Origin of the sequence: Synechococcus sp. CCY 0621 (genome assembly GCF_019038465.1) — a bacterium.
Lineage (GTDB): Bacteria > Cyanobacteriota > Cyanobacteriia > PCC-6307 > Cyanobiaceae > Cyanobium.
In genome coordinates, this window is record NZ_JAFKRH010000025.1 from 1 (window position 1) to 15,089 (window position 15,089).

The 15,089-nt window shown below is 64.0% G+C and carries 15 protein-coding genes; 4 read left to right on the forward strand and 11 right to left on the reverse strand.

The annotated features are described in order from the left end of the window. Window positions 1–1,079: 1,079 nt before the first annotated feature. Window positions 1,080–1,973 (reverse strand): HpsJ family protein, encoded by an 894-nt coding sequence (locus KUG43_RS07685; protein ID WP_216907758.1) that lies wholly within the window; start codon window positions 1,971–1,973, stop codon window positions 1,080–1,082. 636 nt (window positions 1,974–2,609) lie between these two features. On the opposite strand from KUG43_RS07685, the gene KUG43_RS07690 reads away from it, so the two are divergent. Beyond that, window positions 2,610–2,843 (forward strand): hypothetical protein, encoded by a 234-nt coding sequence (locus tag KUG43_RS07690; RefSeq protein ID WP_216907760.1) that lies wholly within the window; start codon window positions 2,610–2,612, stop codon window positions 2,841–2,843. A 343-nt stretch (window positions 2,844–3,186) separates the two neighbouring features. Here KUG43_RS07690 and KUG43_RS17460 read toward each other — a convergent pair whose 3' ends face one another. From KUG43_RS17460 to KUG43_RS07715, 4 genes are all read right to left on the reverse strand, one after another. After that, the gene (locus KUG43_RS17460) at window positions 3,187–4,032 is read right to left on the reverse strand and encodes a hypothetical protein (protein ID WP_286194530.1); all 846 of its coding nucleotides are present in this window, start codon (window positions 4,030–4,032) and stop codon (window positions 3,187–3,189) included. A 137-nt stretch (window positions 4,033–4,169) separates the two neighbouring features. Further along, window positions 4,170–4,952: a hypothetical protein gene (locus KUG43_RS07705; protein WP_216907766.1), complete on the reverse strand. Its 783-nt coding sequence runs from the start codon at window positions 4,950–4,952 to the stop codon at window positions 4,170–4,172. A 742-nt stretch (window positions 4,953–5,694) separates the two neighbouring features. After that, window positions 5,695–6,522: a hypothetical protein gene (locus tag KUG43_RS07710; RefSeq protein WP_216907767.1), complete on the reverse strand. Its 828-nt coding sequence runs from the start codon at window positions 6,520–6,522 to the stop codon at window positions 5,695–5,697. Between the two features lie 409 nt (window positions 6,523–6,931). After that, window positions 6,932–7,663, reverse strand: coding sequence for a hypothetical protein (locus tag KUG43_RS07715; RefSeq protein WP_216907770.1), 732 nt, complete (start codon window positions 7,661–7,663; stop codon window positions 6,932–6,934). Window positions 7,664–8,553: 890 nt separating this feature from the next. Between KUG43_RS07715 and KUG43_RS17025 the strand changes: the two genes are divergently transcribed. Further along, window positions 8,554–8,676 (forward strand): hypothetical protein, encoded by a 123-nt coding sequence (locus KUG43_RS17025; protein ID WP_286194531.1) that lies wholly within the window; start codon window positions 8,554–8,556, stop codon window positions 8,674–8,676. A 146-nt stretch (window positions 8,677–8,822) separates the two neighbouring features. Further along, entirely contained in the window at window positions 8,823–10,628 is a 1,806-nt protein-coding gene (gene argS, locus KUG43_RS07720) for an arginine--tRNA ligase (RefSeq protein ID WP_216907772.1), read from the forward strand. On the opposite strand, the gene speG is transcribed toward argS, so the two are convergent. Beyond that, window positions 10,609–11,154 (reverse strand): spermidine N1-acetyltransferase, encoded by a 546-nt coding sequence (speG, locus tag KUG43_RS07725; RefSeq protein ID WP_216907774.1) that lies wholly within the window; start codon window positions 11,152–11,154, stop codon window positions 10,609–10,611. The genes argS and speG overlap by 20 nt on opposite strands. 76 nt (window positions 11,155–11,230) lie before the next feature. Between speG and KUG43_RS07730 the strand changes: the two genes are divergently transcribed. Then, window positions 11,231–12,388 carry a pyridoxal phosphate-dependent aminotransferase gene (locus KUG43_RS07730; protein WP_216907776.1) on the forward strand — a complete coding sequence of 386 codons (1,158 nt, stop codon included), beginning with the start codon at window positions 11,231–11,233 and terminating at the stop codon, window positions 12,386–12,388. Window positions 12,389–12,410: 22 nt separating this feature from the next. Here KUG43_RS07730 and KUG43_RS07735 read toward each other — a convergent pair whose 3' ends face one another. The 5 genes from KUG43_RS07735 to KUG43_RS07755 form a co-directional block, all read right to left on the reverse strand. Continuing rightward, window positions 12,411–13,163 (reverse strand): MBL fold metallo-hydrolase, encoded by a 753-nt coding sequence (locus KUG43_RS07735; protein ID WP_216907777.1) that lies wholly within the window; start codon window positions 13,161–13,163, stop codon window positions 12,411–12,413. A gap of 43 nt (window positions 13,164–13,206) precedes the next feature. Continuing rightward, entirely contained in the window at window positions 13,207–13,803 is a 597-nt protein-coding gene (locus tag KUG43_RS07740) for an anthranilate synthase component II (RefSeq protein WP_216907779.1), read from the reverse strand. Between the two features lie 9 nt (window positions 13,804–13,812). Then, window positions 13,813–14,274: a diacylglycerol kinase family protein gene (locus KUG43_RS07745; protein WP_216907909.1), complete on the reverse strand. Its 462-nt coding sequence runs from the start codon at window positions 14,272–14,274 to the stop codon at window positions 13,813–13,815. A gap of 68 nt (window positions 14,275–14,342) precedes the next feature. After that, complete coding sequence (ybeY, locus tag KUG43_RS07750) at window positions 14,343–14,897, reverse strand: rRNA maturation RNase YbeY (RefSeq protein WP_216907781.1); 555 nt, start codon at window positions 14,895–14,897, stop codon at window positions 14,343–14,345. After that, window positions 14,894–15,070 carry a DUF3285 domain-containing protein gene (locus KUG43_RS07755; protein WP_216907782.1) on the reverse strand — a complete coding sequence of 59 codons (177 nt, stop codon included), beginning with the start codon at window positions 15,068–15,070 and terminating at the stop codon, window positions 14,894–14,896. The genes ybeY and KUG43_RS07755 overlap by 4 nt, the downstream gene beginning before the upstream one ends. Window positions 15,071–15,089: the final 19 nt, after the last annotated feature.

Here is a 15,089-nt window from a genome sequence, read left to right on the forward strand (position 1 = left end):
ATGACCAAGGGAGCCTGGTCGGAGGTGGTGTCCCAGGCCTCGGCGCCGTCAGCGGTGCTGACGGCCAGCACGCTGCAGGCCCTGCAGCCGCAGCTGGGGCCCATGGCAGCGGTGGTGGGTTTCGCCCCGGGCAGGGAATCGCTCAGAGCCTGATGGCTGTTCATCGCCAGATCTGGTATCGAGATGATGGCGACACCCTTCTGGAAAACGGCCCCATCGCTGCTGGGCGCCAGATGGCTGGATTCCAGTGAGTCCCGAGTGGCTTCAGCGGGGGGAGGTTGTGAGGCCTTGGTGGTGGCCAGAACAGCTGTGATCAGCGGGCTCGATGCCTCCGCTGCCGCTGCAGGGGCGTCGGTAAGAAGGGACAGGGTTGTATCGATGGAACGCTTCGCTGGGCTGGAGAGCTCTGGGAAGAGGAAGGAAGGCGATTGTTGGCCCCCTGCCTGATTGGTGTAAGTCATGGCGAATCGAGGGAGAACAGAAGACGACATCCATCCGCGCCGAGATCACCCAACTGTTGCCAGATGGAGATTCCAAGACGAGTTCAAAGTCATCGCGCCCAGAGCACTGGGGGGATTGACTTTGTTGCTGGGGGGGTGGCGATGGAAGGGAACCTTTGCCACCGGAACGCATCATGGTTCTGCAGCAACCGTGCCGTCTTTGTGCTCAGGCCAATTCAGAAGGAGAGTTCTATGGCCGTGGCTGAGCAAAGCCTTAGGTTTTCACCGGCAGTCCTGTGCGTTCGGGCTCAAGAATCTTTGTAATGGCGGCCAGACGGCCTGTCCCGGGCGATCCTGCGAGGGCTGCTGCTGAGCAGTTTCAGACCCAGGAAAGGAACATCACAAGGGGGAGGTGGAGGGGCAAACCCAAGCTGTACCAAGGCTTCTCGCAAGATCTGGCCGTGAAATTGTAACCCTTTGCAAAGCCTGTCCACGGGCTGAGGGTCAGCGCATCAACGGCCTAAGTGTCGTTAAGCATTTCAGTCGATCTGTGCCGCATCTGCAGCCGCAGTGTTTTGTGCATCTGACCGATGTCTTAGGGGGATGGTGCCATCCAGGACGCCGCCAGGCAAGGCCTCTTCAGGGGGGAGGCGGAACGCCTGTTTCCGAGGTGTCGTCCTCTTCGGGCAGCAGCTGGGAGAGGTAGGCATCTTGCCTTGAGGACCCGGTCCGCCCGGGAAGGGACAGACCACTCAGGACCCCAGCCGCGGGGGGCGCCCCCCGTGGGCTTTGCAGACTGAGCCTGGTGTGCCACTCCACCAGCAAAGGGACGTCACTGCCTTTGCGTTGGGCACCCATGGCGAAGCCGATGGCCAGGGCGAGTGCGGACAACATCACCCGCAGGCTGTCCTTGAAGGCGGCCTCGATGGCCTGGGGGGCAGGGGCCTGAATCCTGGCCTCCACTTGCTCTCGCACCACTTTGAGCCGAGCCAGCATCGTGCGCTTGGTTTCCGGCAAGGTGTCCCCAAGGGTTTCGAACCGGATTCCCAGGCTGGGGGTCTGGATTGCCTGGAGGCGAGCCTGAAGGTTGTCGAGGCTGCTGGCCGAGGTGATGGTGTCCTGCAGCAGATCGAAGGTGCTGGTGGCGGCAGAAAGCTGGCGGGCGACATTGGCCCTGGCTGTCGCCACGCGCTGCCAGCCGGCATAGGCCTGCAGGGGAACGATGAGCAGGAAGCCGATGACGGCCACGATCGCCAGGCGGGCCACACCGTCGCGCCGCTTCTGCAGCGTTGGGTTCTCTGGGTCGAGATAGGCCGCCAGATGGAGCAGCCCGAGGGCGACCAGGGGGATGGTGGCCGAATCCAGGCAGCTCGAGATGAAGCGCAGCTGCCAGGCGGTGTCCAGCAGGCGAATCGGAAGGACGCTGGCCAGCAGAGTGATGAGGTAGATCACGAACAACGCGATCGCCATGAAGGCCAGCCGATCGGCCAGGATGGCCGAATCAAACTCTCTGAATTCCTTGGTGCTGGCCATCAGGAATGCCCGGCTTGAACCCGGCCCATTGGCTGGCCAGCGTGACTTTCAGCGTCGATGTCGATGGGATGGTTAGCGAGCGCCACGGAATCGTACGCATTCAGATCGCTGAACTTTCCCGCAGCAGCTTCATTTCCTGACAATGGATGTTGCCAGTCTTCCAACCGACCGGCCCTTCAATGTGTGACTGCTTATGACCAGGCACGGAGATGCGTCCGTGGTTGGTCACCAACCAATAACTCAGGAGTGGCAGGCACTGCTATTGCAGAGGAAACAGGAAAGGAGTATTGATGTAAGCCAGATCACGCCGCTGAGGCGCGTTGCGGGGCTCCCTCGCTGAAGCAGGCCTGCGCAGGTCTTCATGTACCGATATTGGACTGGGAGTGAGGAGCACTGGATCCGCCGCCTTACCCTGTGGCTCCATACGAAGGCTGCCGCCCCCCACAGGACGGGCAGATGACTAGGAACTTCGTTTGTGTCACGTTCATCAGGAATCCGCCAGAAGGCTTCCCCGGTCTAGCTCTTCTCCACCACGTTCTGTTCTTTCATTGGCTTTCCTGACGTTCTGGAAGAGAAAGGCCATCTGGCCTTGCTCCAACGGTCGCCAGATTCGAACGAATGGAACAGGCTATAGAGATGCTCGACAATCTGGTCGGCTTTGGAGATATTGGTGTCGTTGGATTTCAGCGAAAACTGAACCTTCACGTTGGTCCCGCCAGCGATCCCTGTGCTGCCCAAGCCACTATGGCAACCACTGCGGTTGCACATGCGCGCGCAGAAATCAAAGTTGGCAAAGGGGGCGTAAGGGGCGGTGCGCAGATTGGAGATATCCAGTGGCTCATTTGGATTGTCGCGAATACCATTGTTTGAGTTCCCGAATTCTCGCCCGTACCCAGAGGCAGGGGGCTGTCGTTCAGCAGGGAAATCGCTTCACTTCCATTGCCGCGCAAGGGCTCGTTGAAGGCGAATTCCACCAGGGTGCCGGAGGGGGCCCCAGAAGTCGAAGCCCATCTTGCCCTTGACGCCGGTGGTGTAGTCGCTCGTACCGGCGATGCCGCCAAGCACCAGGGGGTGTTCCTGACTGTGGCTCGTAGGAATGCTTGCTTCCGTCACTCTGCTGGAAGGTCTTTCACCCTGCTCAAGGTTTCTGCGCTGCAGTTCTGCTCCTGCCTCGGTGCCCCCCGGTGCTGTCCTCAGCGGGGCAGGCAGGCGCTCAGGGTGTGCGGGTGGGATCGTGCTCCGGCGAAGTGAGCTGGTCGTAATAGTCAACTTCAGCGACGCTGGGAACTCCACGCGGTGGGCGGCCTCTCGGGTTTTTCATGCTCCAGAGCGTGAGCAATTCCACGAGCAGCGGCACCTCCTGGTCGCGGCGCTGGGCGGCCATCGCGAAGGCAAGGGCATAAACCATGCTGGTACCCATTAGCCGCAGGGAGTTTCTGGCCAAGTCCTCGATGGCCTCGGGGGGCGGGGCATTGATTCTCGTCTTCACCTGCTCCTCGACTTCGTTGAGGCGGAGGTGCATTTGGCGCTTGGTTTCGGGCAATGGCAGGCCCAGGTCCTCAAAGCGGATACCCAGTTCCGGTGACTGAAGGGATCGCAGGCGCGCCTCGAGGTCATCGACGCTGGAGGCGGAGCTGATCGCTTCGCGGACCAGGGCAAAGTTCCTGTTGGCGCTCGTCAGCTGCGTCGTCACCCGGGCCTTGGCAGTGGCCACGGTGCTCCAGGAGGCCAAGACTTGTCCTGGGATCAGCAGCAGGAAGCCGATCACGGCCAGGATCGCCAAGCGGGCTAAGCGATCTCTGCGATCTGCCAGAGCGGAGTTGGCAGGATCCAGGTAAGCCGCCAGATGCAGCAACCCGAGGCCCACCAGGGGGATAGCGGCGGTATCGATCAGGGTCGAGATGGCCTTTCGTTGCCAGAGCGTGTCAAGTGTCTGGATCGGCAGCATGACTGCCAAGGCCGAGACGACGTACAGAACGAACAGAACGATCGCGATGATTCCAAGTCGATCTGCAAGGACTGAAGATTGGAAATCTCTTAATTCTGTCTCGGGAGGCATGAACGAAATCTGGAAAATTCAATTAGACCACTGCAGCTGCGCAAGGCACCTGCATGGAAGTTGAACCTATCAAGACCCTATCGGCATCCCTTGTCAATCCGAAAGTGCTGGATTGCGGCAAAGTGAAGCTGGGTGGCTCAGGACTCCAGGGAAGGCTGAGCGCGTGTGGCAGAGATGCGGTGGCGCAGCTTGCGGCTGTAGCCGAAAGCTGCGGCGGCACCGAAGAGAGGAAGCGGACCAGGAACGGCATCCCCGGGGGCAGGGCCAGGGCCGGTACAAATGCCGTTCTTACAGACAGTTTGTCCAACGACTTTATCACTGGTACTTCCGTTGAGGCTCCCCGTTATGGACTGCCAACGAGTGGCAATTGGACATGGTTGGTTGTTTGAGCAGGAGTTCTGGGTGTTATATATATACTGCTGGAAATACTGAGATACGAGATTTGCGCTGGCGAGAGACGATTGAATCTTGAAGCTAACAGCGGTTTGGCCATTGGGAGGCTTCACGCCGACGTTCCCACTGCCGGCACCGTTGCAATTTTGAGAGCCAACGAAGCAGAAGTCAAAAGTTCCAACTCCGCCTAGATTTGCGTTCGAAGTGTAGGGAGTCAAGTCGAAGTATTGATCGGCAGTGGCAGTCCCGCCTGGTTCAACCTCAACGAAGGGAGATTTCTTGGGATTATATGCTAAAAACTGGAATCCTCCGTCTGTGGTTGTGTCATCTGCTGTTGTTTGGGTTTGGGGTGGGAGGGAGATGGCGAATCCTGTGATTACTCCGGTGGTACCACCCAAGGTAGGAGTGTTATTGAATATGCCGACTGCCATCTCATATTCGCCTGGCACGCTTTGCGACTTGGTAAAGTCAAAGGTCATTTTCCCGGCGACCCCAGTAGCGCCTAAGAAGTTCACATCAAATGCCAAGGCGGGCGCGCTACTTCCTAGGAGCCCTGCGAGGCACCCCGCGGCTAGGAACAGGTTGCGCTTGGCCAAGGCCGGCATGACAAAGGGATGAATTTCCCTTCACCCTAGCACAGGATTTCCAGAAAGGCTCAAGCCCCCCTTAGCCCGTCCTTAAGTTTCAGGGCTTCCGGGTTCCCTTGCCGTGGAGGCGTGGATTCCCATGAACTGATCTCTAGCTGTCGCTGGGATCAACCGTCCCGTCCCGGTTCTGGGCCCACGGCTCAGGGCTGTGCGCCCATAGAGCCTCCACCCCGGCTTCGCGTCGCTCGCAGCAAATCCGCTGCAGGAATGAATTCCGTTGGTTCGGGCGCCCTGACACGCCGGCTTGCCATGGCCGACCCATTCCCCACGATGGGAATGGACCCGAACCTGTGCCTGTTTCAAACGGCCTGTGGGCCTGTTGGCCTGCCGCTTGTGATTGCAGGGGCCTTTCCCTGCGCGGTGATCTGCGGGACAACGCTGACTGGCCAGGTGGAACTGGGCGATCCGGCGGCTTTCGACCGTCGGGCCAAGCTGGGACTTCCCAGCGGACCTGACCACCAGCGGATGAGCCCCCACTCGTTCAGCCGGGAGCCGTTGCTGGGGATCCTTAGGGGTTGGGCCGGCTTAGCGAGGTCCATGACGTTGGGCCAGGGGAAAGCTCTAGGTGCTGAGCCTGCCGGCGCGGGGCAGAATCACCAGGAAGCCCCGGCGTCACTCCCGTTCAAGGCGCGGGATGTGGGCCTTCGTCATCCTGATGGGCCAGGGCTTCGAAGTAGTCCTCTTCGCGCTGGTTGGGGGATTTGAGGAACGTCCTCCCAGCGCTGCCCTGACCCGACCGGGCAGGCCGGCGTAGGAGCGAACCGAGCAAGCGGCCTGGCAGGGAAGGCCATTCCACCAGGAACGGCACAGGGCTGTTCTTTCGCTGGGCAAGGGCGGCGAAGGCGATGGCGAAGGCGATGGAAGAGACCATGACGCGGAAGGTCTCCCGCGTGATGCTTTCAGTGGTGGCGGGGTCAACGGGTGCGAACCTCACCTTGAACTCACCTTCCGTTCTGTTCACCTGGGCCAGGAGCTGCTGTTTCAGTTGCGGAAGTGGGATGGCTGGAAATGGAGTGTCCCCCAACCGGATCTGCAGATCAGGACGTTGGAGTGCCAGTAGACGTTTCTGAAGGTCTTCGGGACTGGTGGCCTTCTCGATGGCCTGACGAACCGCATCGGCCCGTTGGCTGGCGCTCTCTTGCTGTTGGTTGGAGACCGCGTTGGAGAGGCGATAGGTCTTCCAGACGGCATGGCCCTGGAGGGGAATGAGCAGCAGAAAGCCAAGGGCGGGCAGGATGGCCAACCGAGTCAGGGCCTGCCGCCGCCTCTGAAGTCGGAAGTCGCCAGGGCACAGGAAAGCGGCCAAATGAAGCAGAGCCAGGCCCAGCAGGGGAATGGGGGCTCCCTCCACGGCTAGCTTGATGCTGCTGAGTTGCCAGAGGGGATCGAGCAACCTGGGCGGCAGGATGAATGCCAGAACCGAGATCAGATAGACCGCAAACAGAGCCATGGCGACCAACGCCAGACGATCGGCGAAGATCGCCGCCTCAACATTTCTGCTTTGTGGGCTTTCAATCATGGAGGCGACGTTGAGAGGTCAGGTGATGAGCATTCGGCAGGTGTGAGTGAGAAGTCCAACCCCGTCGCCCAGTTGATAAGGTACGCCTTGGTACTACCTACTCTCGCCCTCTGATCCTGCCACGCGCTTGGCCTACTGACGAGCCATGATGCTCCGCAAGGGGATTTCTCCATCAAGCGATCAAGAACAACTGTGAGGTGATCCTCTGAGATGGTGACCTGCTTCCTTTCTCTCTGGAAGGGAAGCAAGAAACAAGCAAATGAAAAAGCCTGCTCAAATTGAGCAGGCCAAAAAATTAGAAATTGTTAGTGCGGAGTAAGTAGGATTTCAATGAGTTGGCTCAGGAGATCAGGCTACTGGCTTGTAGGCGGCGACGAATTTTGCGGCTGTAGCCGAATGCAGCTGCGGCACCGAAGAGGGGCAGAGGCCCTGGCACCTCATCCCCTGGTGCCGGCGGGGGGGGAGTGCAGTTGGGATCTGTGGGTGGGCAGACGTAACCAGGCACCTTATCGCTGCCGCCATTGGGCCCAATGCCTTGCCAGCGAGTGGCCACTGCATAAGGCTGGGCACTCTGATTGTCAAGAATGAATTGCTTGATCAAGCCAGAAACCGCCGTTGTGCTTCCGGCAGTTGAGGCAATCTTAAACTGCACTTTGCCAACGTCGGTCGGCTGCAATCCCGTCGTGCCGTTGCCTGCGCCGGCGCAATTAGCGCCAGAATCAATGAAGCAGAAATCGAATGTTCCCAGTGGAGGTAGATTGGTGCCTTCGCTAAGCGAAGCCATGTTATATGGAATATTTGGAGCCAGTGTTACATTACCGCCCGGGTTAGGTTGGACAATCTGAAGGAAGGGAGAAGCCAACGGATTGTAGGTTAAAAATCCGAAGCCATTACTGCTGGGCAGTGATAGTGCAAACCCGGTCAGTGCTGCTGAGCCCGGAGGGTCGGGGGTGGTATTGGTAACTTCCAAATCCATGTAATAGTCCGAGCCAGTGGCGGTGAAGTCGAACTTCATGGTTGCAGTGACGCCAGTGGCTCCTGCAAAGTTCACTAGGAAGTCATCGGCTGCCAAGGCCGGGGCTGCCGCCAAGAGCGTGGTGACGGACCCTATGGCTAAGAAGCGGTGAGAGACCTTCACGGGTAAAAATCGCCAGAACGTTAGATTTTTAGCATGCTGCCCTCACCAATTCCGGACATGGCGTCAAGAAATTTAAGGAAAAAAGCAGCAGATCTGCATCCTTGCTTCATGCCCTTGCGTGCCGGTCGCTGGAAGGGTTCCTCAAGGCTGAAGCCATTCCGGGGTTCTGGCCCTGCAGGAGTCGGCAGGGCTTAACGATCCTGCCGACCCGTCCCCGAGGCTTAGCGGCTGCCAGGGATGTAGGCCATCCCCTGGATCTTCAGCTCTTGGGCGCCTTACGTTCTTACGGTCCGAAGTTCTGCGGGCCAGCGGCGTTCTGGTCCTGGCTTCGTCAACCACGCAGTGGGGCCCGAGGTTCTGGCAACTGATGGCTGCTTCGGGCGGCTGGTTGGCCTCCGGCTTGGGGGTGCCGAGAGTGGCCGCTAGCACCGTCTCTGTGGTGGTGGATGTCTCCAGTCGGACGCTCGCCGAGGAGATCCATCTGCGCCCCAAGCGCATTGGCGACCTTACCCCGCAGGGCGATGGGACACCGGCCGCCATCCGCCTCTGTTCACCTCCTGAGGGTCTCCATCGCCCACCGTCCCTGCTGGCAGGAGCGGCAGGCCCGCGTTTGTCGTCTGTTGAGTCCTTTGCCGGCAGCCAGCCAGTGCGCCCTGGCCCAGCAACGGAGTTGGCCGGCGATCGATGGCGTGCGGCTGTTCGGATCGACCCTCGACGGGATGTTCGGCCTTGCTGCCGATAGGGACCTTGCCATGGAAGGCTTGCGGAAGTTGGATCTGCTCCAGGCCATGGCGGAAACGGAATCCACGGCTGGCTAAATCCCCGTGGACCTGGCACGTCTGGAAAGCCTGCTGCCGCCCCAATGGCAGCAGTGGATCCAGGAACGGGGCAAGTGCCTGCTGCGACATCCGACGATCCTGGCAGGCTGCAACCGGATGATCCTCTGAGCCCCCTCCCCGCGGAGCGCTCGAAGCTGGACCGGCTGGCGGAGTGCTTGCGGGTCATCGAACGGCCCATGGATGCGTCTCCCCCCTCCCCGCTCCGCCGGGGAGGATGATCGACACCACGCCTGCCGTTTCAGCGGCTTCGCTCCATGCTGCGCATCGCCCACGCCCTGAACAGCCAGCTGCTGGGGGCCCTGGAGAGCGCGTTCCCCGAGGCGTCTGCCTCCGCCCGTGTCGCTGGCGCGCCGCTGGATCCCCAGCTGGGGCCCGCCTCAAAGCCGGAGTTTGGTGATTTTCAGGCCAATGGCGCCCTGGCCCTGGCCCGGCCCCTGCGCCTGGCCCCCCGTGCGATTGCCTCAGCGATCGTCGCGCAGCTGGAGGCCGACCCCGCCGTCGCGGCTCTGTGCCTGCAGCCGCAGATCGCCGGCCCGGGCTTCATCAACCTCACCCTCCGGCCCGAGGTGCTGGCCGCCGAGGTGGCTCGCTGCCTGGCCGATCCCCGGCTGGGGGTGGAGGCCGTGGCCGGCGGCGGTGCCCCGGTGGTGGTGGATTTCTCCAGCCCCAACATCGCCAAGGAGATGCACGTGGGCCACCTGCGCTCCACGATCATCGGCGACGCCCTGGCCCGGGTGCTGGAGTTCCGCGGCCATGCGGTGCTGCGGCTCAACCACGTCGGCGACTGGGGCACCCAGTTCGGCATGCTCATCACCCACCTCAAGCAGGTGGCTCCCGAGGCCCTCGACACCGCCGACGCCGTCGACCTGGGCGACCTGGTGGCCTTCTACCGCCAGGCCAAGGCCCGCTTCGACAGCGACGAAACCTTCCAGGCCACCGCGCGCGAAGAAGTGGTGAAGCTGCAGAGCGGCGATCCGACCAGCCGCCGCGCCTGGCAACTGCTGTGCGACCAGTCGCGCCGCGAGTTTCAGCTCCTCTACGACCGCCTCGACATCCGCCTCGACGAGCGCGGTGAATCCTTCTACAACCCCTATCTGGAGGCGGTGGTGGCCGACCTGGACGCCGCAGGCCTGCTGGTGAGCGATGGCGGCGCCCAGTGTGTGTTTCTTGAGGCAGACGACGGCACGGCGAGCCAGGCGCCGCCGGTGATCGTGCGCAAGAGCGACGGCGGCTTCAACTACGCCACCACCGATCTGGCCGCCATCCGCTACCGCTTTGCCGCACCCCCCGCAGGCGATGGGGCCCGGCGCGTGATCTACGTCACCGACGCCGGCCAGGCCAGCCATTTCGCCGGGGTGTTCCAGGTGGCCCGCCGAGCCGATTGGATTCCTGAGGGCGGGCGGCTGGAGCACGTGCCCTTCGGCCTGGTGCAGGGGGAGGACGGCAAGAAGCTCAAGACCCGTTCCGGCGACACCGTGCGACTCAAGGAGCTGCTGGATGAGGCGGTGGAGCGCTGCGAGGCCGACCTGCGCCGCCGCCTGGCCGAGGAGCAACGCCAGGAGGACGGGGCCTTCATTGAGGAGGTCGCCACCACCGTGGGCCTGGCGGCGGTGAAGTACGCGGATCTGTCCACCAACCGGATCACGAACTACCAGTTCAGCTTCGACCGCATGCTCGCCCTCAGCGGCAACACTGCTCCCTACCTTCTCTACGCGGTGGTGCGCATCGCTGGGATCGCGCGCAAAGGTGGTGCCGATGCCGCCGGCGCCGCATTCCCAGCGCCCCTGGTGTTCGTCGAACACCAGGAGTGGGCGCTGGCGCGCCAGCTGCTCCAGTTTGACGCCGTGATCCTGGAGGTGGAGCAGGAACTGCTGCCCAACCGGCTGTGCAGCTACCTCTTTGAACTCTCCCAGGTGTTCAACCGCTTCTACGACCAGGTGCCCGTGCTCAAGGCCGAAGAGCCCGCCCGCGGATCGCGGCTGGCGCTCTGCCGCCTCACCGCCGACACCCTCAAGCTGGGCCTGGGCCTGCTGGGCATCCCTACCCTGGAGCGGATGTGAGGCTGGCTGATCTGGCGAGATAGTCGTCCTGGAGGATGTACATGCGTTTGACGTCGCGGTACTGGCCTTCGATGAAGAACTCGTCCACCAAGTGGCCCTCTTCGACAAAGCCGCATTGCTGATAGAGGTGCAGCGCCTTGGCGTTGTCGACGGAAACGGAGAGGTAGATCTTGTGCAGGTTCAGGATCGTGAAGGAGTAGTCGAGGGCTTTGTGGATGCAGAAGCGTGCAAAGCCTTTGCCTTGGTGGGCAGGGGCGACGATGATCTGAAACTCAGCGCGGCGATGAATGTAATCAATCTCGATCAGTTCCACCAGGCCGATCAGTTCCTTGTCCTTGTTCTCAACGACAAAGCGACGCTCGGCATTGTCGTGAATATGACGCATGTAGAGCTCTTCCAGTTCGTCGAACGACTCGTAGGGTTCCTCGAACCAGTAGGCCATCACGCTCCTGTTGTTCACCTGGTCGTGAATGAATCGCAGGTCACCCCGCTCCAGGGCCCGCAGGGCCAGCTCCGTCCTCGCCACCGGATCTCCTAGGCAGGTCATCAAACGGTAGGGCTGCGCAGCAGGATGGCTTCCGTAGCGATCCGACTCCGGCTCCGTGAGCAGCCCGACCCCAGGCCAGAGCCCGGCCGTTTCCCCAGGCCCCCTGGCCCGCCCCGAGGTGGAAACCCTCACGGCCTACAGCGCCCCCCTGGAGGGTCGCCGGGGCCTGCTGCGGCTCGACTTCAACGAGAACACCATCGGGCCCAGCCCCCAGGTGGTGGAGGCGATCCGCGCCATCCCGGCCGATCACTACGCCATTTATCCCGAGTACGACGGCCTGCGGGAGGCGGTGGTGGCCTCGCTCGGTGGCCGGGGCCTCACGCCGGCCCACATCGGCCTGTTCAACGGCGTGGATGGAGCCATCCATGCCATCTTTCACGCCTTCGGCGCCCCTGGTGATCGCCTGCTCACCACCAGCCCCACCTTCGGCTACTACACGCCCTGCGCCCGCATGCAGGGCATGGCGATCGAGGCGATCCCTTACCGCCTACCGGATTTTGACTTCCCCTTCGAGGAGATCCGGGCAGCCCTGGGTGCGTCGGAATCAGGGCCTGGTGCCCCGCGGCTGCTGCTGCTCTGCAACCCCAACAACCCCACCGGCACCCGGCTGGCGCCCGAGCGGATTCTGGAGCTGGCGACAGCGGCGCCGGACACCCTGGTGGTGGTCGATGAGCTCTACGAGGCCTTCACCGGCGACAGCGTGCTGCCGCCGCTGCTGGCGGGCGGGGCGGCCGCCGACCCCTTCGCCGCAGTTCCCAACCTGCTGGTGCTGCGCTCCCTGGCCAAGACGGCCGGCCTGGCGGGTCTGCGCATCGGCTTCGCCATCGGCGCGCCGGCGCTGGTGGAGCGGGTGGGCCGGGTCTGCGGCCCGTACGACATCAACAGCTTCGCGGTGACGGCGGCCCTGGCCGCCCTGGCCGACCAGGCCTATGTGGACGCCTATGTGGCCGAGGTGCTGCGGGCCCGCGACTGGCTCCTGGGCCAGCTGCAGCAGGCGGGGGTGCGCCACCACGCCGCCGGCGGCAACTACCTGCTGCTCTGGCCCCGTCGCCCCGCAGCCGATGTGGAGGCCGACCTGCGCCAATCGGGCATCCTCGTGCGCTCGATGGCTGGCAAGCCGCTGATCGACGGCTCCCTGCGGGTCAGCCTCGGCAGCTGCGAGCAGATGGGCCGCTTCTGGCAGGCCTTCCGCCGCATCGAGGGGCTGGGGTGAGGTGCGAGCGCCGCAGCCGGGCTCAGCGCAACACCTCGACAATCATCCCGTCCCCCAGGGGCGGCACCAGGCTGATCGAGCGGCCACTGCGCCGCACCGTGGCGCCCGCCATCGCCTTGAGGAACGGCTCCACCGACCCCTGATCACAGCCGGCCGGGGGCTTGCCGCTGTTGTACTGCACCGGAATCACCCGACGGGCCTGCAGCTCCCGCGCCACCTCGGCCGCTTCCTGGCCCGTGTAGACCTTGCCGCCGCCGCCCACGCCGATGATCAGCACGTCGGGGCGGCCCAGCAGCACGCGATCGGCGGGGCCCAGGCGGCCGGCGGTGCCGCCGAGGTGGGCGATGTCGAGGCCGCCCTGGCGCCAGCGCCAGAGGGTGGCGTTGCCGAACCGGCGGCCCCCCACCCGGTCGTGGGGGGCGGCGATGCCCTCGATCTGCAGCCCGGCCAGCCGGTAGGAGCCCGGCTTGACCAGGAACTTGCCGCTGGCCACCTGGGCGCCCTCATCCTTCAGCAGGCTGCTGGCCAGAATCACATCGGCGCTGACCCGCGGCTCGGGAAGGCCGGCGGCGCAACCCACGGCCTGGAAGGGGTTGAGCAGTACCCGGGCACCGCCCCCCTGGATCATCAGGGCGCTGTGGCCCAGGCTGCTGATCGTGACACCGCCACCCTTCTGGGCCGTCGCCGGCAGCGGCAGGGTGAGTCCGGCCGCCAGGGCCAGACCCACCCCCAGGCGCAGGCCAGTGGTGGTGATCCTGCAGGTGGGATGAACCATGGAATCGCATCTGGCCCCACCGGGCCCGTCTTGTGGCGCGAAACTAGCAGTGGGAGGCCTGGCGCAGGAAATTGGCCAGCAGCTGGTGGCCGGCCTGGGTGAGCACGCTCTCCGGGTGGAACTGCACCCCCTGCAGGTGGCGATGCTGCCGGTGCTGCAACCCCATGATCGTGCCGTCCTCCAGCCAGGCGGTGATCTCCAGGCAGTCGGGCAGGCTGTCGCGCTCGGCGATCAGGCTGTGGTAGCGGGTGGCGGTGAGGGGCTCGGGCAGGCCTTCGAACACGCCCGCGCCCCGGTGGTGCACCGGTGAGGTCTTGCCGTGCATCAGCTCGCGGGCCCGCACCACCCGCCCCCCGAACACCTGGGCCAGACACTGGTGGCCCAGGCACACCCCCAGCACAGGCACGGTGGGGCCCAGGTCCCGCAGCACCTCCTGACACACCCCGGCCTGGTCCGGATCGCCGGGGCCGGGAGAAATGAGGATCGCGGCCGGTGCCAGTGCCCGGATCTGCTCCAGGTTGAGGGCGTCGTTGCGTTCCACCCGCACCTCGGCGGCCAGGGGGTAGTCGGCGGCCAGTTCACCCAGGTACTGCACCAGGTTGAAGGTGAAGCTGTCGTAGTTGTCGAGAACCAGAAGCATGGGGATGGTCTAGACGCCGAGGCGGATCATCAACGGGGGCACCAGCAGCAGCAGGGCGATCAGCAGTGAGGAGAGGGCGGCGACTAGCACGGCGGCGGCGGCGCAGTCCTTGGCGATGCGGGCCAGGGGGTGGAACTGGCGGCCGATGGCCAGATCCACCACCGCTTCGGTGGCGGTGTTGAGCAGCTCCAGCACCAGCACCGCCGCCACCGTCAGCACCAGCACGGCGAGGCGATCGGCGGCCAGCCGCAGCCACAGCCCCATGCCGAACACCAACAGGCCGGTGAAGACATGGATGCGGAAGTTGCGCTGGCTGGCGAAGCCGTAGGCCAGGCCCTGGGCGGCATAGCGGAAGCTCGCCGGCAGGTCGCCGGCCACTTTCCACGCCCCCACCCGCAGACGCCTGCCGCGCCGATGCACGTCAGTGGTCACGTCCCGCAGGGCCGGCGGTTGTTCCTCGGGAACGAGCATCGGCATCGCACCGCCGTTGGAGGGACAACCGGCACACTACCGCCGATGGACGCGGCGAACAGCCTCTGTCAGGACGGCGACGCCAGCAGCAGGGCCGTCTGCCGCGCCAGCATGGCTGTCAGGCTCTCCTCATCGGGGTGATCCCAGCCCAGCAGGTGCAACAGCCCGTGGCTGGCCAGGAACAGCAGCTCCTCCGCCAGGCCGTGGCCGGCGTCGTTGGCCTGCCGCTGGGCCGTCTCCAGGGAAATCACGATGTCGCCCAGCTCCAGCCAGTCCGGCTCCGCCCCCGCTGGAGCCGGCAGTGCCTCCTCCTGGGCGGCAAAGGCCAGCACGTCGGTGGGGCCGCTGTGCTGGCGCCAGGCCTGGTTGAGCTCCGCGATCGTGGCGTCGCCAGTGAGCTGCAGCCCCAGGCTGTAACCGGGTGCGCGCAGCTGGGCCGGCAGCTCTGGAGCCAGCTGGGCAAGCCAGGCACTGAGGTGGCTGCCCCAGAGGGTTTCGGCCAGGTCGGGATCCACCAGGGCGCTGCCGGCGGTGGCGCCGCAGCCGGGCCCGGGCTCCAGGCTGAAGGCCAGGTCGATCTCCGGCGCCGGTCCTGGCAAAGACGCTGCCCCTGCCGTGGTCATCCGGGCAGGCTGGGACGCCCCAGCCAGGCAATCAGCACCAGGAAACCGCACAGCCCCACGGCGGTCAGGCCGAAGTGGAGCAGGCTCTGGCGCCCCTTGCGCACCATGTTGCGCATGGCCAGCTTCACGAAGCTGGAGTTTTCCTGGCCTGGGGGCGTGGCGGGATCGGACATGGGACGTCGCTGGCTCAGG

What these genes read in the sequence shown, in the direction of transcription:
- KUG43_RS07745 (WP_216907909.1), bottom strand. Translation starts at nt 14,274, where the DNA reads ATGCTCGTTCCCGAGGAACAACCGCCGGCCCTGCGGGACGTGACCACT.
- KUG43_RS07710 (WP_216907767.1), bottom strand. Translation starts at nt 6,522, where the DNA reads ATGGCTCTGTTTGCGGTCTATCTGATCTCGGTTCTGGCATTCATCCTG.
- argS (WP_216907772.1), top strand. Translation starts at nt 8,823, where the DNA reads ATGCTGCGCATCGCCCACGCCCTGAACAGCCAGCTGCTGGGGGCCCTG.
- KUG43_RS07740 (WP_216907779.1), bottom strand. Translation starts at nt 13,803, where the DNA reads ATGCTTCTGGTTCTCGACAACTACGACAGCTTCACCTTCAACCTGGTG.
- KUG43_RS07755 (WP_216907782.1), bottom strand. Translation starts at nt 15,070, where the DNA reads ATGTCCGATCCCGCCACGCCCCCAGGCCAGGAAAACTCCAGCTTCGTG.
- KUG43_RS07735 (WP_216907777.1), bottom strand. Translation starts at nt 13,163, where the DNA reads ATGGTTCATCCCACCTGCAGGATCACCACCACTGGCCTGCGCCTGGGG.
- KUG43_RS07690 (WP_216907760.1), top strand. Translation starts at nt 2,610, where the DNA reads ATGCTCGACAATCTGGTCGGCTTTGGAGATATTGGTGTCGTTGGATTT.
- ybeY (WP_216907781.1), bottom strand. Translation starts at nt 14,897, where the DNA reads ATGACCACGGCAGGGGCAGCGTCTTTGCCAGGACCGGCGCCGGAGATC.
- KUG43_RS07685 (WP_216907758.1), bottom strand. Translation starts at nt 1,973, where the DNA reads ATGGCCAGCACCAAGGAATTCAGAGAGTTTGATTCGGCCATCCTGGCC.
- KUG43_RS17460 (WP_286194530.1), bottom strand. Translation starts at nt 4,032, where the DNA reads ATGCCTCCCGAGACAGAATTAAGAGATTTCCAATCTTCAGTCCTTGCA.